General features: G+C 47.9%; 8 protein-coding genes and 1 pseudogene. 6 read left to right on the top strand and 3 right to left on the bottom strand.

Annotated elements, in window-relative coordinates:
- The first annotated feature begins 216 nt into the window (after positions 1–216).
- Both BP71_RS23520 and BP71_RS23515 read left to right on the top strand, forming a co-directional pair.
- Complete coding sequence (locus BP71_RS23520; protein ID WP_496383789.1) at positions 217–4,473, top strand: T9SS type A sorting domain-containing protein; 4,257 nt, start codon at positions 217–219, stop codon at positions 4,471–4,473.
- A 39-nt stretch (positions 4,474–4,512) separates the two neighbouring features.
- The gene (locus tag BP71_RS23515; RefSeq protein WP_496383787.1) at positions 4,513–8,763 is read left to right on the top strand and encodes a T9SS type A sorting domain-containing protein; all 4,251 of its coding nucleotides are present in this window, start codon (positions 4,513–4,515) and stop codon (positions 8,761–8,763) included.
- A 172-nt stretch (positions 8,764–8,935) separates the two neighbouring features.
- Here the strand turns inward: BP71_RS23515 and BP71_RS23510 are convergent, their stop codons facing one another.
- Positions 8,936–10,303, bottom strand: coding sequence for an MATE family efflux transporter (locus BP71_RS23510; RefSeq protein ID WP_496383785.1), 1,368 nt, complete (start codon positions 10,301–10,303; stop codon positions 8,936–8,938).
- 748 nt (positions 10,304–11,051) lie between these two features.
- Between BP71_RS23510 and BP71_RS23505 the strand changes: the two genes are divergently transcribed.
- Both BP71_RS23505 and BP71_RS23500 read left to right on the top strand, forming a co-directional pair.
- A complete protein-coding gene (locus BP71_RS23505; RefSeq protein ID WP_496383783.1) occupies positions 11,052–13,874 on the top strand; it encodes a T9SS type A sorting domain-containing protein in 2,823 nt (940 codons plus the stop codon).
- A gap of 510 nt (positions 13,875–14,384) precedes the next feature.
- Positions 14,385–16,565 (top strand): YCF48-related protein, encoded by a 2,181-nt coding sequence (locus BP71_RS23500; protein ID WP_496383781.1) that lies wholly within the window; start codon positions 14,385–14,387, stop codon positions 16,563–16,565.
- Positions 16,566–16,804: 239 nt separating this feature from the next.
- On the opposite strand, the pseudogene BP71_RS23495 reads toward BP71_RS23500, so the two are convergent.
- Positions 16,805–16,903 (bottom strand): annotated as a pseudogene (locus BP71_RS23495) (RNase III inhibitor); the annotation flags it as partial.
- Positions 16,904–17,175: 272 nt separating this feature from the next.
- Between BP71_RS23495 and BP71_RS23490 the strand changes: the two are divergent.
- Complete coding sequence (locus tag BP71_RS23490) at positions 17,176–17,502, top strand: hypothetical protein (protein ID WP_496383779.1); 327 nt, start codon at positions 17,176–17,178, stop codon at positions 17,500–17,502.
- Positions 17,503–17,604: 102 nt separating this feature from the next.
- On the opposite strand, the gene BP71_RS23485 is transcribed toward BP71_RS23490, so the two are convergent.
- Positions 17,605–18,255 carry a hypothetical protein gene (locus BP71_RS23485; protein ID WP_496383777.1) on the bottom strand — a complete coding sequence of 217 codons (651 nt, stop codon included), beginning with the start codon at positions 18,253–18,255 and terminating at the stop codon, positions 17,605–17,607.
- A gap of 769 nt (positions 18,256–19,024) precedes the next feature.
- Here BP71_RS23485 and BP71_RS23480 point away from each other — a divergent pair.
- The gene (locus tag BP71_RS23480) at positions 19,025–22,108 is read left to right on the top strand and encodes a sensor histidine kinase (RefSeq protein ID WP_496383774.1); all 3,084 of its coding nucleotides are present in this window, start codon (positions 19,025–19,027) and stop codon (positions 22,106–22,108) included.
- Positions 22,109–22,119: the final 11 nt, after the last annotated feature.

Raw genomic sequence — 22,119 nt, 5'->3', positions numbered from 1 at the left:
GTATAGTCAATATTTTTCATACAACGGCGCCTTTTATGGATCACAACGTTTCAACCGGATCGCCGGGCCGCCCTCCAAAATTAGTTATCTGGATTTCTTGACAATTGTATTTCTAGCATAAAAAATTTTCCAAAAACCGGGTGTGGTCAAATATATACTTTTGGTTACACTCGGTCATTTTCATTATGTTTGGGTGGTTTAATACTCCACCTCTCTATGAAAATTGCTTACCTCCTTTTTGCCTGGATTTTTATATCCTCTTTCTCCGCTTTTGCCCAATCCCCTTCCATTACCATTACCTATCCCGAAACTGCCTGTCTGAATGCAGTTCAGAAAATTCAGGTGGCAATCAGCGGCAAGTATAATCCCGATAATAAGTTCGCCGTGCAGATCAGGAAAGAGGAAAACGAGCAAGTGGTCGCTGAAATCCCCGCACGGTTGGTCGATGGCAAAATCGAGGTGATACATTCCGATTCCAGCCTTTCGCTACTCCGCTATATTCAGGTCCGTGTCGTGACGATTTCTCCCAAAACAGAAAGCAATTGGAGTAATGTCATCATCGATACGAAAGGAAGCGTCAGCCTCGCGCTGGCCGCGCCGGATACCATCAACGCAGGGGAAGACCTGATCCTCAAATTCACGACATTCAGCCGCAGTACGGCGGAAGTGACGCTCAACGACAGTTCTTTCTTCACGCTCTCGTCTTTTGAGGCCGGGTATTTTAACAGCTACCATCATAAGGGCGTCAATGCAACCACGCCTTTTTACATCGCGCATGCCAGGAACGCCTGCGGTCCCATGAAGGTGAGCGGCCAGGTGAAGGCTACGATCAATCCTACTGCAATAAGGGTGTTGTCTGTTTCGCCTACTGCGGCTTGCGAGGGCAGCGAAATGAAAGTGAGCTTTGGCACCTCCGGCCCGGCGCTTCCTGCAAATACGCGGTACCGGCTGCGGATCGCGGTGTTTAGTGGCGATCACATTAATCCAAAGACAGCGGAAGTACCTGCCCAGTTGAAGGATAATGTGCTCGTAGCCAACTTCCCAAAGGCGTTCAATCTGAATAGAAGAAGCGAGTACAAGCTGCGGATTGTGACGGATAATCCGGCACTTCTCGGGACGGATACGGATTTCAATTTCATCGTGTATCCGGGAGGCGCCGTTACGATCAATACACCGAGCAAAAGCATCGAGATTGGCGAAAAATTGCCGCTCGGATTAACGTTTTCCGGTATTGCGCCTTATTCCGCCACTTTGCAGGACGGTACGATCATTTCTTCTTCTCAGGGGCACACCCAGGTAGACCTGCGTCCGGAAAAGACAACAGCATATTCCATCAAAAGTGTAACCAGCGGCTGCGGCACGCAAGCCATTACTGGTGGTCAGACGATGGTGGCCACTGTGAAACCAGGCATTGCCTTGGATCCAACAACAGGCGAACGCACCTTTTGCGCAGGCACGCAGGCGAAGATGAGAATGATGTCGAATATTGAATTCAATGCAGCGACTACTTTCACGGTCAATGCTATCATCAATAACCAAACCGCCTATTCATTTCCTGCCAAAAAGAATGGCGATTTTCTTGAATTTCAAATTCCGGTTTTGTCCAAAAACGTTGACTATGCATTGAGCTACGACAAGATTTCCGGATTTTTTATTTCTACCAATAATCCTGCCTATCAATCGAAATATTCATCCGAATACTTTATCCGAAGCATGCCGGACATGGTTGTATTGCCTCATTCGGATTTAAAATATACCGCACCCTCAGAGGCTAATTTCGGATATGAGCTGCGTGGTAACGGGCCTTATAAAATTGAAGATGCTGCGGGTAAGATTTACAATATCGACGGTTATTCGGCGTGGTATCCAAGTTTATATGTTAAAAATAGCTTTGATTTTAAGCTAAAATCGATCAGCAATGCCTGCTTTAAGAATGAAACGCTTCCCACAGTCCACGTCACATTTGATACGACCAAAGCGGAGCCCGGCATTTTTATACAGCCGTTGGAAAAAACGATTTGCCGGCAGGATAGCATTGAGATTACTTTCATCAAAACCGGGACGTTCAACCCTGGTAATGTTTTTAAAATAGAAGGTTACATAGACTGTTGCACGTTCCAGACGCTGGCGTCCGTAAGCAAGGATGGCACCTACAAAGTGAAAATACCGGTGAGTCAAGGCCAGGTAGCCTACCCGAATTTCAGGATCAACTCCACCAGTCCGGCACTCACGAGCAGGCAGTTAGAAATATTCCTGCAAAGTCCGCCGACCGATTTTGAGATCAGGCCCGCAGGCACGCGGGAAGCGCCTGCCGAGTTTCTGCTGGGACAGGAAGTTGGTTTTTCGCTTTCCAGCCGCAATAGCGCCATTTCATCGTTTGTATACACCGATGGTGTGACGGAAAGAACGCAGGAGTTGGAGCCATCGGTATGGCAAGCCGTTGTGAAGCCGCCTCTCGGTACGGTTACTGCATACACGATCAAATCGGCGCGTAACTACTGTGGCAGCTTCCCCGTCGACCTTACGACTTACATCCGTGTAATCCCTTATCAGATCGCCATTTTGAATGGTGAAGGAGCAAGGGACATTCCGGCTTGCCAGAACGGCAACATCGCGGTTCCGTTCGTGATCCTGAATGGGGATGCCTCGAATGCAACCTTCTCGCTGCAAATCGCGCCGGAAAAGACGTCCGATTTTGTGGATATCGCCAAGGGTGTTACCTCACGCATTTTTAATGCGACCATACCTGCCAATGCTACGACCGGCCGCTATCTGATGCGAGTGGTGTCGTCGGAAGGAAGCGTTTCCAACAGCGTCGGCCTGGTGATAGGCTCGAAGCCTTCCGCTACGATCAGCTCCGCCGAGCAAGGGCCTATTGTCCTGAATCCGGGCCAGGGAATTTACACGGACGTCAATTTCACCGGAACAGGCCCGTGGACGATGGTGTATGAAAACAGCGAAAAGCAAACCACCGACCAGAACCCCTACAAGCGGTCCGTCTCAGCTACGGAGTCGAAAGATTTTTCGCTGATTTCAGTTTACAATGCCTGCGGCTACGGACAGGTCTCGGGTAAAGTTTCCGTAAAGGTGAACCCAACGCTTCACGCGAATGCCGAGACGGAGGATGTTTGCAGTGGCGCAAGCGTTCGTGTCAGGTACGTACTGCAAGGCGATGCAACGCTGGAAAGCGATTACATTGTCTTCCTGCTCGTGGATAAACAAACCGAAAAAATTACCCGCCTGGATTCCACCCGCGTACGGGAAGGAGCATTGACATTAAAAATACCGGCGGGCCTCACGGGCGATTCATATGATGTTCGCTGCGTAGTCAGGAGCTACAATCTTTCGGCGCTTGTGAGATTGAATATCAAAAACAAGGTCGATGTTTCCATTAAAGGAAATACCACCATTAATGCCGGCGAAAGTACTCAACTGCAACTGATTAGCAATATGCGGGCCAACGAGGCTATCAAATACCAGTTGTCCGACGGAAGCGCGGGAACATTCTATGGTGGTACTGCAAATTCCGAATACTTCGTGAAGGTAAGCCCTACCAAAACGACCACCTATACCATTATATCTGCCGATAATGGCTGCGGTGAAGGTAAAAAATCGGGAAGTGCCACCGTGGAAGTGAATCCGGCGGGCGAGCGCACTGTGTCGGTTACGAAATGGGAGCCGTCGGACGGTTCGGCATTCTGCCTTGGGGACGCTATTCTCGTTTACTATACATCAAAGGGCAGTTTTTCAGCCGGAAACGTTATGACCGTACAGTTTTCGGATACTACCGGCCGCAACTTCAAATCAGTAACGACTACCGGCAATGCTTCTCCATTGAAAGCGGCTATTCCCAATGATTTTTTTACAGGTAAAAAATACCGCGTCCGCGTGGTAGCATCCGACCCGGGCACAGGCAGCGGTGCTTATGAATACCCGCTGGCACCCGGTAAAAAAGCTTCTGCCAGGTTTTCTTCCGAATCGCTCGTACAGGATGGATCAGGGACACCCAAACTCGTGATGTCGTTTACTGGTACCGGGCCATGGGAATATGATTTGGGCAGTCCGCTCGGCACGAAGCATTATTACAGCAGTGCCGCTATTGACTCAGTCCATCTTACCGAACAGCCGCTTGCGGAATATTACCAGATTCTTAGCGTGATGAACCAATGTGGCCCTGGCACAGTGGAAAAGCCGGATGTGGTGAGGGTAGAAGTGATTACAGCCGAGCCGAAACCGGCCGGTTTATGGGTGAGTGCAGCGCCTAATCCCGTGGCAGACGATTTGATTGTCAAGTTTGCGGATACTTCCGACAAAGTGATCCGGCTTGCTAATGCGGCTGGGATTACCATATTAACCAAATCGTCTTCACTCAAAGAAGAAACGATCAAAATCAGTCACTTGCCTTCCGGTATCTATGTACTGAGCGTTGAAGGGAAGCATTTTAAAACTGCACATAAAATCATCAAGCGTTAGCCCAACCAAGGCATCCGATTACCGCAAACGATAGTAAAAATGAAGCAAATTTTACTGGGAATACTCTTTTTGGTCCAGGCATCGTTCCTCGCTAACGCCCAGACTCCCTCAGTTACCATTTTGTATCCCGAACTGGCCTGCCTGGGTCGGGTCCAGCGCATACCAGTCACAGTTACGGGCAATTTTAACGCAGATAACAAGTTTTCAGTCCAGGTAAGAGCAGACGATAAATCGGCCGTTTTGGGAACTATCCCGGCAGTTTTGAAGGGCGACAATATCGAAGTGCTTTACCAGGATTCGACGCTGTCGGTTTTGCCGATGCCGCAGCTCCGGATCGTGTCGAGCGCGCCGAAAACGGAAAGCGAATGGAAGTCATTTAAAGTCCATAGCAGAGGCATTATCCAGCTTAGCGCAGCCATTTCGGATACTGTAAATTTGGGGGAAGAGCTGGTTTTGAAATTTACGACATTCAGTTCAACAGAAGTCGACGTGACGCTGAATGACGGTTCGCAACTGGAAATATCTCCCTATTCACAGTCGGAATTTGTTACTTACCACACCATTGGGGCCCGCAGTACCGAGCCATTTGCGATCCGTTCGGCCACTAACTCCTGCGGCGCCATGCAAACAAGCGGGATCATCAAGCCCGTGACCAACGCTACTTCCGTGCGCACCAGATCGGTGGACGCATTGAATGTCTGCGAGAATAGCGAGATCAGGATAGCATTCACGACGATCGGGCCGGCGCTTGCTCCCGGTTCCAAATACCGGGTACGGTTCAGGTCGTCGGACAGTTCGCCTTATTCCCCCGTCCGGACTATGGAAGCGCCTGCGGAGTTGAAGGACGGGTGGATCGTAACCCGTGTCCCTGATCATTTGAAGTTACAAGACAAACATAATTTTAATGTGATCATTCTGGCCGATGCACAGGGTATTGTAGGCTCGCCCGGCAATTTTGTCCTGACGGTTTTTCCCAAGCCATCGGTTAGTTTCTTTACCCCGGATGTCAATATCGGCATAGGTACCGAAACCCGCGTCGGTGTTATTTTCAAAGGCGTTCCGCCATTTTCGGCACAGCTCGGTGACGGTTCTTCCATTACCGCCAGTTATTCGGGAGAGGTCTATGTTTACAAAAGTCCGGAAAAGACGACGGTTTATGGCATTGAAAGCATGTCGTCAGGTTGCGGGGTAACCAACCTTCCAGCCCGGCAAAGTATGACGGTGCGGGTGAGTCAGGGGCTTGCACTGGTGCCTGAATCTAATCCGCAGATACTGTGCGCAGGCACCAGGGCGAGGGTCAAAATCAGGGCGAACGGCAACATCAATGCCTCAACCTCCTACACCGTACATGCCTATTATAGTTCTCCCAAATCGTATTCGTTCCCGGCAACACGAAACGGCGACTACCTGGAATTTATGATCCCTGAACTGCCCGCAGGAACGGCGCCCGAGCAGCTTTATGACGGCCTTTATTATTTGTATGTAACCTCTCAAAGTCCCGTCCTGAAATCGGAGCCTACTTACATTTATGTTATCCAGAGCAAGCCACAGGTCGTTGCATTCAAGGGTCAGTACACTTTCGATGAGCCGGGCATGGTTACATTGAGTTACACATTTTACGGAAAGTCGCCATTTACCATCGAAGACGAAGCCGGGAACCGCACCCTGGTGAAAGGTGACTGGTGGGCGCCACAGGTTTATCTCGATAAGACCAAGGATTTTAAGATCAAATCCATCAGTAATAGTTGTTCTAAAACAGAGAATATCCCCGCTACACGTCTTACGCTCACCAATAATGCTGCTCCGGGCATCTATCTCGAACCCGTTCCCGCCCGGGCTTGCGCGAACGACAGCCTGGAAGTGCGGATCGTGGCCCCGGGGAAATTCAATGAGGATAATGTGTTTCAAATCCAGGCCTATGCCGATTGCTGTAATTTCATAACCCTGAAAACCGTTCGCGCCGGTGGTACTTACAAGGTAAAAATCCCGGCCAGCCAAAATGGTTACACGTACCCTGCGTCTATAAAGGTCGTTTCCACAAATCCTTTTTTAACCAGCGAAACCTATCAATTCGGTGTCGATATGCCGTTGAAGGACTTTGTGGCTAATCCGGCCGGTACCGAAGCAAAGCCTGCATTGCTACCCAATAATGGCGAGCAAGCCATTAATTTCTCTGCCACAGGCGGAGGATTGCTGTCGGCGGTCTATTCGGATGGAAGTGCAGACAAGCACGTGACTTTTGAGGAACCTTACAAAACGGCCATTCCGATTAGTCCGGTGTTGGGGCAAACGACGATGTATACCCTCAAATCGATGACCAACAGCTGCGGTACCCAACCGGCCAACATCTCTACCTACATTAAAGTACTACCATACGAGGTCAAAATCGCCGATTTTGACTTTACCGTCAATAAGTTTTGCGCAGGAAATGAGATCCAGGTTCCTTTTTCGATCATGAACGGCGCCGCCGGTAATGCGACCTTTGGGATAGAAATTTCGCGTGCAGACGAGAGCAATTACCGAACGATTGCCACCGGGCAACGTTCCTCGGTCGTTAAGGCAACCCTTCCAGCTGATCTGGCGGAAGGAAATTATAAGATCAGAGTCGTGACTTCGGACGGCGTGGCATCTAATGCGGCCAGCTTCCAACTGGCAGTGCTACCCGGCGCTACCATTTCGAGCAACTTGCCACAACCGATCACGGTGTCGGCCGGAGCGCGTTTGGAACTTGATTTGCGTTTCACAGGAACATCCCCGTGGACAGTAGTTTTTGAGGACAATACCAATATCACCACTACCTATAATTACGATTTCAAAAGAACGGTTAATCCGACAATCGGGAAAGTATTCGGGCTCAAAGCAGTCTACAATCAATGCGGCTACGGAGCTATTTCCGGCTCGGTAGAAGTGAAAGTACCTGTACGCCTGGAATTCTCTGCCGATAGTTACACAGCTTGTAGTGACAACAACTATAAGGTTAACTATGAGCTTTTCGGGGATACCAATCTCGCTAAGGAATACATCCGTTTCGAGCTCATTGATCCGCAAACTTCGAAGACTATTGCGCTGGATTCGACCAAAATCAGGAAGGGAACTATTGATCTGAAAATGCCGGCCAACCTGACAGGCAGCATTTATCAGGTCAGGTGCACTTACAGGGAGTCGGGGCTGAGCAGTGAATTCGGCATTTACATTACCCGGCCGGTGCACGCGACGATCAGCGGAAGCACCGTTATCAACAGCGGTGAAGAAACGCTATTGTTTGTGCAGACCGACAACACGGTCCCTGAAACCGTCAGCTATCAACTTTCAGACGGTAAAAAAGGTACTTTTTTCGGTGGTTCCGGTAATGAGTTCATTAGCGTAAAGCCCGAACAAACAACTACCTATACTTTTACATCCGTATCCAATAGCTGTGGCGTCGGGAAATGGTCGGGCAGCGCGACAGTGGAAGTAAACCCGCCCAGCGAACGTACCGTGAACGTAACAAGCTTTGGCTCTCCCACTTTTGGTTTTTGCGTGGGCGATTCGATACTTGTCTACTACGAGCAAATCGGCTCATTCACCCCAGGCAATGTGCTCACCGTCCAGCTTTCGGACTCTACGGGAAGGACATTCAGATCGATCCCAACTACCGGAAAAACTTCACCATTGCGCGCAATGCTCCCGCTCGATCTGTCGGCGGGCAAGCAATACCGCATCCGCGTGGCGGCTTCCGATGCAGGTACGGCCAGTGGAGCCTACCGGTCGGCGTTGTTTACTGGACAAAAAGCCACTGCCAAATTTGCCTCCGACTTTGCTGCTTACAAGGAGGGCAGCGATCCGGTAGCCGTCGTGCTGTTATCTGGAAGCGGGCCCTGGCAATACGAAATTGGCCTGGGCAACGACAAGCAAACCATGTATACTGCCAGTGCCGTTGACTCCGTGGTACTTTGGCAGGCGTTACCCGGCCAGGTTTACAAGCTGCTGGCTGTGTACGGCCAATGCGGTCTCGGGAATGTATTGACTCCTTCGACGGTGACGGTGTCGCTCATTACGGCAGAACCCGGAGCTGTGAATGCACGTGTAATTGTAGCACCAAATCCGGCCAGAGAGTATTTGCAAATCACCTTTGAAACCGCGCGTCCCAGAAACGTCACGTTGTTCGACAGCCGGGGAATTTCAGTTTGGCAGGGGAAATTTCAAAGACAAGAAGAAGGCCTCAACATCGCCGACTTTGTTCCGGGCGTGTACTTATTGCGGATTGAAGAATCGGGTAAAGAACGTGTTTACCGGGTTGTCAAACATTGATCGGTATCATTCATTTGTCGATCCAGACTTCGAATTAGCCAATCGATACTTTGTCATCGGCCAAGTAGCGGAGCGGGCCCCTGCCCTGGATTGCCTCGCGAAACTCGAATGGATATTCCTCTCCAAAGTGGCTCAGGAACACTGGTTTACTTAGAACCGAACTTTCGAAAGATCAAATATTCGGCGCAATCGCGCTCGCTGCGTAATATCGGTTGCTATAAAACATGGTGTATGCACCGATAAGTATAAACGTCAGTATTTCCGCCAAAGAGCGAGACAACCAGATACCTGGTAAGCCAACGTAACCAGGTAGGATCAGCAGTGCCGGGATCACTAGAACAAGCCCTTTTGACAAGTTGACGCAAAGAGAAAGTGTCGTTTTTCCCGTACTTTGCAGAAAAGCGGCAAGCAGATAGTTGGGGCCGGCGGCTAAAAATAGAAGAAAATACAGGCCCATTGCCTGACTCGCAGTTTTCCGATAAACTATATCCTGTTCTCCTGCAAATAACGCAACTAGTTGGTCGGATAAGAGCAGGCCGATAGCAGTCACCGCAGCGCCCAATAACAATGTAAAGCCCAGCGAAAAACGTAAAGCTTCCAAAACACGTTGCGGTTGTTTTGCACCGATATTGAACGACATAATGGGAAGTGCGGCAATCATCGCAGCAGTAAAAGGGCGAATGAGCAGAAAGCTCAGGTAGTTTACCAAGCCAAACGCGGCCACAGAGGTGGACCCATAACGGATCAAGGACTGGTTTATCAACAGCAAGCCAGATGAAAATGCAATTTCAGATGCGAATGAGGGAAGTCCGATTTTAAAGTACTCCTGCCATTGTTGGAATTTCAAGGTAAAGCGAAAAGAAGAAAAGCTAAGATGCGTATTACCCCTGAAAATGTAGATGAAAAGATATATAGCGCCGCTGGCTAATGCGATTGATGTTGCTATGGATGCACCTTCTACCCCCATGCCGCAACCGACGATCAGTATCAGGTCCAGGATGATATTGACCCCGGTAGCCAGAATGGATGCATTCCGCGCCGTTTTCGGTGCATTGTTCGCCCGGACAAAATTACCCCAAATCATTCCAAGGAAGAAGAAAGGGAGGCTCGTCAATTGCCAAAAAGCATAATCCGCAGTGTTTTTAACCAAGGTTAAATCACCGGTGCCCACCAGGAACCGGGCGAGTAAGTTTACTGTGAACGGTGCACTGATCGCGACGCAACCTCCAATAAGAACCACCAGAGTTGTGGCAAATTGAAATACTTTCTGTACTTTTTCAAAGTCTCCCGCTCCAATACTTTTGCCGATTAATACACCGCCACCTATCATTATTGGCAGACTCAGCGCCACCAAAACAATTACTACCGGACCGTATAGCCCGACTGCTGCCAGACCATCCTTTCCTATTTGTTGACCAAGAATCAGTCCATTGATAACCTGATGGATTATTGACGAGAGCAGGCTGATTATCGCCGGACCATAATTTTGAAAAAATAGCGTCTTAACAGGAGCTTCTCCTAATTGATTTGCGGCAGTCATGGCGAGACGATTTGGAAAATGGGGGCGCAAAGGTAGCATAATCGCCTAGCTTTGCAAGCTACCCGTTCCAATAACTTGCTATTTAAATGCTTCTTACACCAATCAGTGTCGCATCAGGGCAGACAATTCAGGCTAACGCCTCTACCCTGCCGCCATTCAAACGGGGTACACCTTAGCAACCGCCTACCTGTATTCGAAAAAAAAATCCAACTACACCACAATTAACTCATAATAGGGAATTTAATATCAATGTTAAATCTTCAAGAATCCGGTTCGATATTTATTCCGTTGCGGGTACGAAAGCCTTCCGGCGAAAGTTGGGAGGTTTTTTGTTGTTTAATGCCTCAAAAATGTCGATTGGCTGGTTCTTATTTGATTTTTGGTTCGACTTCGGTTTTGGCAACCAAACCGTATTTTAGCTGCCCATATTTTCTAACGAAACACCCCCTGACGTTAAAACGTTGACCAGATGACTTATCCAGCAAAGACATTGGTAATAAGTTAAATATAGGTGGAAACAGTCAAATACCACATCAAAAACACCTACATCAAACTCCAGATATCTAGCCGGAGCGAGTTGCTGCTGGGTTTCAGGAATCCGTTGGGATATTCCTTGCCGAATTGGTGAAGTAACGACGCAAAGACAGCAAAACGGACACAAAACTACCCGGATGGGTAGGAACTGCTTCGCGCATTGCAATTTCCTTTGCGAAGAGGATCGTGATACTTGAAAAACCTCCATCAATCTATGTTTGATCTCAAAAAACTTGTTCTGTCTATTAGCTTCGTCCTTTACCTTTCTGCCGGGGTTGTCCACGCGACTGTATATAATGTGACTAATACTACCGACGGCATTGGCCTTAACCAGTTGAGAGGTGCGCTCATGGAAGCAGGAAAGACCGCCGGAACACACACGGTCAATATCAGTGCAGGGACTTATTACGTGGATTATGGCTTAATTTTGATTGGAACGGCCAGCAATGTCACTGTCACAATCAATGGAGCAGGAATAGGGAGCACGATTATTGACGCGCGCCAGCTCAGTCGGGCTTTTGTGATTGACCCCGCTAGCAATCATGTTAATGTTAAAGTCTATTTCGTTGGGCTAACTATCCAGAATTGTAAATCAACGTCCACCACTGGTGGCGGGGCGGTTCTTGCTTTGGGTCGTGAAGGATCTGCTTACAGCTTTGATAACTGTGCATTCCTTAATAATACGGCCACGAATGGGACGTCGATTGCATCCGGAGGCGCAATTTTGTGTGCCATCTCTTCTCTTTCTATCTCCAACTGTCTGTTTTACAATAATAGAAGCGAAACGGGAGACGGAGGGGCCGTATATGTTAAATTCACCTCCGGAAGCCGCGGGGTACTCTCGGGGTCCGTCACGATTTCTAATTCCGGGTTTACCTCTAACTCTGCTTCGTCAGAATTTGCTCGCGGAGGAGCTATTTTGGTGTTCGTGGACGGGGCCGGGGGAACGTTTTCGACATCGGTGACTGAAAATACATTTACCTCAAATTCGGCGCCATATGGCTCTATGGGCGCAATTGGAATAACAGGATATGTAAATAATTGTCCGGTAAACGTCAATTATAATCGATTCTCCAGCAATACTTCAAGTTCTGAGTTATCAGATCGAGGCGCGGTTTACATCTTTGGAATAGCAAGTCCACTCGATGGTAAAAATAACTGGTGGGGTTGCAATGACGGCGCAACAGGATGTGCTGATCGCGGAGTGTGTGGTGTCGAGAGTGCGGGAGACATATTTTCCCCCTATTTACAGTTAAAGACAACCATCGATGCGGAAAGCATCTGCTATGGTACCGGCAATACAGTACAAATCTCGGGCGGCTTTACTTCAAACTCTGCCAACGAAGCAATTGACGCTTCAAACCTGGGTGCCTTAATCGGGCAGTCGATATCTTTCTTAGTCCCGAATGCCTTGGGTAACCTGACCGGTACGCAAACGACCATTCAGCCAAATGGCATGGCTACCCGCACGTTCACTGCCAACGGTACCCCCGGCACAGGCAATATTCAATCCATTTGTGACGGCACAGTTTCGGAGGGAGTACCGCTTACGGTGAATGTAGCAGGTAGCTGGCTTGGGACATCCAGCACGAACTGGGACCAACCCGCCAACTGGTGCGGCGGAGCCGTTCCTACCTCTGGTACCAATGTCAACATCCCGGCGGGTACACCCTATGCACCAACCATTGGCTCTACCAGCGCTGTTGTCAATAACGTTACCATTGCAACGGGCGCAACACTCACACAGGCAGCGTTTTCCGTCATGCATGTGAAAGGAATTTTTACTAATAACGGAACCTTTTACGCAAATGCTTCCGGTGCAATTACTGCATTCTCTGGTGCCGTTGCCCAAACCATCCCGGGAGGAGACTACGCAACCCTGGCTGTGGACGGTGGTTTAAACAAAACACTTGGTGCCAATGTTACAGCACATGCTGGCTTTTTATTTACCGGTAATACCAAATTGTTACTGGGAAACCATACTTTAACGCTCGAAAGTGGCGCTCGTTTTACTGGCCACAACGCGTCAAATTACATTGTTACAAATGGCACAGGCGGCGTCAGAAAGAAGAGTTTAGGCTCACTGGGCTTTACTTTTCCAATAGGTTTGGAAACATCTCACAATCCTGTAGCAGTAAGCAATGACGGAACTCTGGATCATTTTACAGCCCGTGTTGGTAATGGCGTTCACCTCTCTTACGTGAACGACGTGCCCCAGGGTAGTGCCATAAGTGAAAAAGGAGTAAACAGGACATGGTATATCAGTGAAGATACTCCGGGAGAATCTAACGCGATAGTTACGGTAGGATGGACTGTTGCAGACGAACTAACCTCGTTCGTACGCAGCAATTGTTTTATTTCACATTATGAAAATAATAAATGGGATGTTGTGGCAGGCACTGCCGCGATTGGAACCAATACCTATTATCAGTCCCGCTCCGGCATCACTAGCTTCTCCCCTTTTGCCGTCACCAATCCCGATTCGCCCCTACCTGTTACACTGGCACGCTTCGATGCGGTGAAGGAGGGTACCACGGCCCTGCTGAGCTGGTCGACCACAGAGGAGACCAATAGCGACCGTTTCGAAGTAGAGCGCAGCATCAATGGAAAAGTCTGGAAGAAAATCGGCACCGTCAGGGCAAATGGCGAAAGCAAAGTCTGGGCGGACTACCGCTTTACAGATGAACAGCCGGTACTTTCGCAGGAAAATCTTTACCGTTTGAAGATGATCGACCGGGTGCCGGACCACCACCATGAGGGCGCATTTGCGTACAGCCGTATCAGAAGCCTCAAATTTGATAGCGATAACGATCCCGTAGTTTTCCCCAACCCGGTAAATGATAGACTATTTGTACAAGATTTTACCCGCGTTTCAGGTCTTCGTATTATAGATGTAAGCGGTAAGGCAGTCTACCAATCAGGCACAATGAAAAACAACGGAATCAGCGTCAACAAACTCACGGCAGGGCTACACCTTGTGGAGATCAAGTGGCTCGATGGAAGAAAAACAGTAAAGAAAATTGTGATCAATCCGTAGGTCGGGCCGCGTAGGTTTCATTCCAAAGGCTGGGCACACAATACCACTATTTTAGCGTCGCCTGGCCAATTGCCGCCAGAAAGATATACAGTTCATTCTCAGTTATTTATTTTTGAAATTTAATTTTAGGCGCCAAACAATCGGTTCTACATTTGTTCCGTCGGGATTACAAAAGCTCCTTAGCGCAAGCTGAGGGGCTTTTTTGCTTTTAAAACTTTTGACAAAGGCATATTCCAACGCTACAAGCAACATCACTGGTTCGATTCAGGTTGAGTTAACTAAATTATCTACCAGTAATCGGCCGCTGAATTCCCCCCAACACCTCACCCTGAGGGTTTAGCTGCCCTTGTGCACCTTTTGTATACCCCCGTTTAAAGGTCGTTTACCTTTTGTGTACCCCCTGAAATTGTTGCCGGCATTTATCCGCCCTAGGTTTGCATTGCCTTCGGAGCAGACATTCTAGTTTGTTTTCCAGAAGGGCAGTTCAGCCATTATTTCAAATTATCAGTCATGAAAAAAATTGTTACCACCAGACCATTCCATTATTTCATTCACACACTGACATTTGTTTTTTTATTATTAAAAATCCTCACTGCGAATGCTCAAATTCAATGGACAGGCTTGACACTGAGCCCGGAGCAACAGCTTCAGGACGTGGCCTTTGGAGCGGGCAAATATGTTGCAGTAGGTGAAAATAATATCATCCGTACTTCGACAGACGGCGCAACCTGGAAAACACAGCAGTCTGGCCTGGGCAACACTGGCACATTATACGGAATCGTATTTGCAAACAACTTGTTTGTTGCAGTCGGCAGTCCGGGTGTGATCCTCACTTCGCAGGATGGGATTTCGTGGAGCAAAAAATCGCTCGGTACGGGACAGCTACTCAAGAGTGTCGCCTACGGTTCCGGAACATTCGTAATCGTAGGCTCAGCAGGCGCATTACTGACATCGACAGATGGCCAAAACTGGACACAACAGCCAAATGGTCTGGATAATCTGAATGACGTTGCCTATCTGAATTACATGTTTGTTGCCGTAGGATCGAACGGAGTGATCAAAATTTCTCAGGACAATGGCACAAACTGGTCCGTGAGAAGCTCTGGCACGAATAATGAGTTGCGGGCGGTAAAAGGTGGCTTGAACGGAAGTGCTGTAATCGTTGGTGACAAGGGAACAATTTTGTATTCAAACACCGGTATATTCTGGACTTACACGCCAAACCAGGACAAAACGTTGTCCCTGAGTGGTCTCGACTGCAATCCGTCGAACGGCCGGTTTGTAGCCGTTTGCTCGAATAAAAGTGTGGCACTGGTGTCTCCCGATGGCTCAAACTGGGGCGACGCACCCAAGCCAACCGGATCAGCCTGGTATTTCAACTGCGTCCGTTTTTTACAGAATTCATTTCTGGCTATTGGAGGCAAGGGAACGTTCCGTTCATCGTATAACAACGGTTATTCGTGGTCTTCAACAACCACCAATTTCAGAACCATGCAGTTGAATGGCTCGGCCTACGGAAACGGGACTTTTATAGCGGTAGGAAGTGCCCCGCTGGACAATGGAACAACGGGGCTTGGAAATACAAACCTCGCTATTGCCTCGACAGACGGGGTGAATTATACGGTCGGGCAAACGATAAAGCTGGTCGGTGGCGGAAAATCAATTCATGATGTAGCTTTCGGAAATAATTTATTTGTAGCCGTCGGGTCGGATGCATTGATCCAGACTTCGCAGGATGGGAAAAACTGGAGTTATAGCCAGGTTGAATTTGGAAAAAATCTTTACGGCGTCACATTTGGCAATGGAAAGTTTGTGGCAGTCGGGAACCATGGCCTTATTCTGTATTCTTACGACGGAAAGGTTTGGAAGAAATCATCTAACACGGTCCTTTACTCATTCAATAGCGTGGCCTATGCAAACGGAATGTTCGTGCTCGTCGGAAATTCGGGTGTTGTTGCAACTTCGACGGATGGAAATGCCTGGTCGTACCATTACAGCGGCACTACGAACCACCTCAAAGGTGTGGCATTTGGGCACGAACAATGGATTTTGGTTGGACACAATAATACCATCCTCACCTCTCCCAACGGCAATAAATGGACACCGCTAACCCCCGCAATTAATATAGGCCAGACCGACTTTACAGATGTCATTTACCACAATCATTTTGTGTTTACCGGGACTAACGGTAAGATTTTAAGATATATACCCAACACATGGTGGTCAAACCCATCATCATCCACCTATAAACACCTGAATACCATTACCTACGGCAATGGCCTGTATTTTGCGGGTGGAAATTCCGGGGCATTGATAACATCGGTTGATTATGTTTTTCATCCTGATACCCCGGCTTCGCAAGCCGAGGAAGCTGCCTGCGACATCTGCCGCACGGCCCAGGATGAAAATGTGGCGGTCGAAGAAGAAACCCCGAAAGTAGCGTTCAGCGCTACTACTTATCCTAATCCCGTGGATGATCAGTTTTCTGTCAATATAGAAGGTGTTGGAGGAAAAAAGGTAAGGCTGCAGCTGCTGGACATCTCTGGCCGTACGATCCTGGATAAAGTGATGACCGCCGGAACAGGCACCTACCAGGAGACCATATCGATGGCTCAAAAACAAGCCGGAATGTACCTCCTGCGAGTTAGCACCGCCGCTCACACTCAAAATTTGAAAATACTGAAAAGATAGGTGCAGATGCACTGGTCTAATTGGAAGAATCATGTGCGGGGGCAGTAATTACTCACACATTCATCAAATCTATTAAACCTGGTTCCGGATGCAGTACCTCAATGCATACTTGCGCCATGTCAGAACAGTCACGCCCAAGTTTTTACAGTACCAGCCTAGCTAAGGCCGTCATTGATACTTGGCGGGTCTCGTTCGTCGCTTAACTCCGCTAACATCACTATAACTTCATTTATTGAATACCCATCCACCCCGCCACCTCCAAGGAGCGAAGTGTTCGCCGCATTGACAATGGCATCAACTGCAATTTTCGTAATGTCCCCTTGTATGATTTCAATCATCAGCTATCGTAGCCCGCAATTCCTTCATATTTACTATGTTTTTGGTAATAACCATAATATCTGGCTGGCGTTTCCAATCACGTCGTTTTCTGAGTCGATCCGATGGCGGTTCAACGATCAACAATGAACGTGTTGGTTTCGATCTTCTGCTAAGACCTAAATGCTATCTTTGGCGTGTCGAACTCGCACGTATTTTTTAAAACTCCGGCGTACACGTCAACGGTCAGAGCTGACATAGAAAAAGAGTTTACCCGTTATTTAACCACAAGGCAATGAAGGAATCAATCAGCAAAAAGGTATTTATTCCAATAGGGATGCTGCTCAGTTTGGGTGTACTATTGAGCTTCGTCTTGTGGTTCAAAGTGACTCTGGTCAACAAGATTGATTTTGAGACCGCCAGGCAGTTGTATCTATCAAATTATCCGCCATTCGTAAAAAACGCCCGTGTTCTAACCGCGTTACATATCGTTCTGAGTGTATTAGCCATCATCTGTCTTTTAAGGACTCCACTTTCTTCACCCAAACTCACTGCACTGGTTAGATTTTTCGTTATTCTCAATGTTGTGATGATGATGTGGCAGATCTTTAGCTTAATGTAAGGTCCAAGACATTTTTTCAAAACTTATAGACCATTTGATGTTACTCGTTTTTTGAGACGCCAAGAGAAGTAACACTCAACCCATTTTTGTATCCGGTAAGCTTCACTCAACAATAAACCCAAAGCTTTCTTCCAAGCCCTGTGGCAGTACCGGATAAATTTCGTTGATTCGGTTGTTCCTCGACCTGATCCGGATCATAGCGTTGTATTTCTCAGAGTCGCCGAGCATGCAGGTACCTTTCGGGAGCACTTCTTCGGTTTGCAAAAAATCCACCGCGGGATAAATATCGAATGCCCCCTTCCTTTTGGCAACAAAACCAATGTTCAGGTTCCAGAAGCCGCCTTGGTTAATGGCCTCGAAGCTGTAAGTGGCTGTTTGCTTGCCATTGCGGACAAAAGTATCAAAATAAGTATGAAAGACACGGACAATAGTGGTATCCACCGCAAACGGTGAGGTGCTGGTAAAATAAGAAGCCGTCGAAAGTCTGAAGAACAGGCCAAACCGGCCGCGCACCGCCACCGGTCGGCCGCTTAGTGAATCAAATATGGCTTCGGGAATATGCGCGCGAATGAAAATAGTGTCGCCTACTTTCATTTTCCTGGAGGTGGTCCAGATTTCGGCTTCCTGATAACCGAATTTGTATTTCTGCGGAATGTAGGTGCTACATTTCTTTTCAAAAATGTCGAGGTCAAGAAAATTACATCCCAAGCATACCGGGAGCAAAAGCGAGATTAGGAAGTATCGATGCTTCATGGCGCTGTCCGCTAACTATCACTGAAGTAGGTTGCTTTCAAATTACAAAAAATTCGTACAGGAGAATACGGCTCACGAGTATTGTAGGCCCGAACCAGCACTAATGGCAAATTGTGACAAATCACTCCTATTTGAAACCTCCAAATAAAGAAAGCCGGGACATGCAAGTTCTGACAATTGTTATTCGAAAAGAATGCCACGCGGGAAAAATCCATCGTAAAAGAAAGCCTCAAAGCACTTAAATAAAGGTGGTCATATTTAAAAATCACCAATAACTTAAATCGCATATTTTTCGCAAATCATTCAATACCTGGTTCGACATTTGTTCCTTTGCGGGTATGGAAGCCTTCCAGATTATCGCTGGGAGTTTTTTTCTTTTTTATCCTATAAAAAACTCTCCCTATTTATTTTTTGGCATATTTGGGAGTTCATTTTAGGCTGACCAGATCATTTCGGTTTAAATTCCCTACTCTATCTTTCTTTTTCGAAATACAGCGAATTACGGCTGGTGGTCAATTTGCCACGGAATAAGATGGTCGGAGGCATCGTATTTTTTCTAACACAAGACCCTTTCTTTGTCAATTACTGAGGGCGGCGAGTTTTACGGCAACCGTTTAAAATGTGACGTTTTCGTGACGTCCTGTTTTAACGATTCCGCAACATTAAGTGCTTTATTTGCCAGGTTACCAGTTTTTATCGTGAACAACATAACGGATGGCACCGGTATCGACCTGCTTCACACCATTCTGACTAAAAAGACCCTTTCCTAATGAAAACTTTCTCCGTTCCGGATTTAGCCAGAGTATCTAGTGTGTCCGGCAAACAGGGCGATTTTTGTCGGAAGTTTATTTTCCCGGTATTGCTGGGTTTCTCTTTACTTTCCTTTACGCACGCCTCCGGGGTCAGGTTACAGATAACGGACATATCTCTTCCCAGGCAGTTCAAGGATCGCAATATTAAACAGGCGGTCTACGACTCAAAAGGGCTTCTCTGGTTTTTTACCAACCGGGATATATACCGCTTCGACGGAAATAATGTTATAGGACTGGGCCCACAATTTGGGATACAGCCTTATACCATCAAGTTTATTCACTGCGATGGTCACGACCGCCTGTGGATAGGCACCCGGCAAATGCTTATCCGGTTAGACCTCAAAACCTGGAAACATCATTCTTTCCCATTTCCTACCGCTGCACAGGATACGGATAACGCTGGCGCTACCGGTTATGTAATGCAGACCCGTGCAGGACGTGTACTGGTAGCGGCAGGATGGGGAAAACTTTTTGAGGTGAAATCAGACAGTTTGCATCTGGTATTTGACCTGAAAGACAACATTAATGAAGGGACAAGGAAAGGGGCGGTCAACTGGATTCACGAACAGGCCGACGGCGATATATGGCTTACTACCGGCTACGTTGGCCGCATCGTGAGGCTTCATCCTGAAACTGACAAATACCTGCTGAAAGATATCATCAGGCAGGACAGCTTGTCTGATAAATCTATTCAACACCCGGTCTACCACAATTCGGGAAAAATACTGTTTCTGACCGACCGGGGAGAGCTGAAAATACTGGATTGCAATTCAAAAACCATACAAAACGTGGGACTTCCCCAACCCATGCGCTGCGCTTACCTAACCCCGCTTTCCAAGCATCAGGTATTGGTAACTACCATCGAAAATGAGCTTTTTATTTATGATTTTAATAGCAGCCGCATTACATCGGCCGGCCAGGGAGTCCAAAGCCTTATCGCCGGAAAGCGCATTCCCGAACACAATAATTACAACCTCAGCCAGCTTATCGTGTACGAATCCGGTCAGGAGAGAGGAATTTTTCAAGTCGCCCTTGCACCGGACAAACCAGGCATCGAGGCTATCGATCTGACCCGGGGAAACAGCATAAGATCCATTTACAAACACCCGAACGGAGATATATTCCTGGGGACCTACTCAGAAGGGTTTCTCAAAATTGACGGAAGCACCGGCATCAAAAAGCAGCTAACCAATTTGCTTTTCGTCTACAAAATCGTCCCGTGGTCGGCAGATACGCTCCTACTGGGCATTGAAGGCGGTGGTTTGTATTGGTACGACATTCCAAAAGGAACCTTTTCGCAGGCCATGAACGGATACAGGCATCCGTACGAAAAATATGTCACCTCTATTGTCCGTACAGGCGATCTTGTTTGGGTGGGATGCTACCAGGGTTTTTATCTTGCTGATCTTAAAAAGAAGCAAATCATCGAAAGCAATGGAAACAATGCTGAATTTGCTGCGCGCCAGGTGCATGTTTCCGCCTTATACATGCAGGATAACCTTTTATGGGTATGTACTGTCGATGGCCTTTTTGTTTTTGAATATGGTAAGAAAGGAGTTGGCAAAATTGTCTACCGCAGCAACGACCAGACCAGTTGTACCTCGCTTGCTTTTGTAGGAAACCGGGTTTATATAGCCACCATTGGCAAGGGGCTTGTCGTGCTCGATCGGCGTACCTTTTCCAGGGTAGCATGGATCGATGAAACGAAGAACCTGGCCGGTAGCCTGGTCTACTCCATTAGTTTTCGGAAGAATGTGCTGCTCGCAGGTACAAACAACGGGCTCAGCCGGATCGACCTGCAAAACGGCCTGATCCGGAACTACAGAGAAAACGACGGCTTACCCTCGAACGAATTTAACACCGGCTCCTCATTTTTGGCGGGCGATACGCTCTTCCTGGGAACCGTCAGCGGTGTAGTGGTAATACCTATCGACAAGCTTCTGGCATCCGGCCCCAAAGCTCCGGGGGCACTTTACGTGACCCAACTTCTTACTCAGACAAGAGACAATGACCGGAAATCTGATTTTACGCTTCTGTATCATTCAGGGAAAGAAATCGTGATCCCCTCTGACGTCATCTCATTTACGGTCCACCTGGGTGGGGACATCAGCGGAGCTACCGATGAGACCCCCTATTTTTTCAGGCTCAATAAAGACATGGCATGGAGCAGGCTGGGAAGTAACAAAGAGATTTCACTCGTAAGGCCGCAGCCGGGATCTTACCGGCTTGAAGTGGGTACGGCTGCGCCCAACGGGCAGGTCAGCACGATCGTGGCGGCGGAAACAATCATGATAAAGCCACAATTTTCAGAAACGATATGGTTTAAAATATGGATAATCATTGCCGCCCTGGTTTTGGGGGTGGCCGTATTCCGATACCTGGAGCGGCAAAAGGAAAAAGAAAGAGGTCTGCGGCTCAAAATAGCCGAAGATCTTCATGACGAGGTAGGCGGACTGATTTCAGGTCTTGCCCTTCAGGCTGATTTTCTCCAGTATGCCGACGATAGCCAACAAAAGGAATATCTCCGCAAAATTATAGAGACAGGGCGTTTGGCTGTAAAAAGCATGCACGACGTGGTGTGGAGCATCGATCCACGGAACGACAATGCCAAAACATTAACCGAACGGATGAAAGATTATGCCGAATTTGCCCTGAAGCCTCTTGGGATACAATACGGGTTTGAAAATGATGGAATTAATGAGCTCACTTTTCTTTCCCAGCAGGTTCGACAGAATATGTGGCTCATCTATAAAGAGGCGATCACCAACGTATGTAAACATTCGCAAGCCGGGGAAGTGCAGATTACCCTTGATTTCAACGATTCGCAGTGGCGAATGTGCATTACAGACAACGGGAAAGGGCTCGGTGATTTTTCCAGCCAGGGAAACGGGCTTAAGAATATGCACAACAGGGCGCACAAGATTCGCGCTGAGCTAAAAATAGAATCCGGAAAACGGGGAGTAATGGTCACATTGGCAAAGAAGCAAAGCGGTATAGAACTACCTGTACGGGTGGGAAAACACACCCAGGATCCCGCTTAACTTTACAGCTA

It is taken from the genome of Dyadobacter ginsengisoli DSM 21015 (assembly GCF_059568735.1).
Note: the sequence above shows the minus strand (reverse complement) of the source record. Positions and strands in the feature narration are given on the sequence as shown.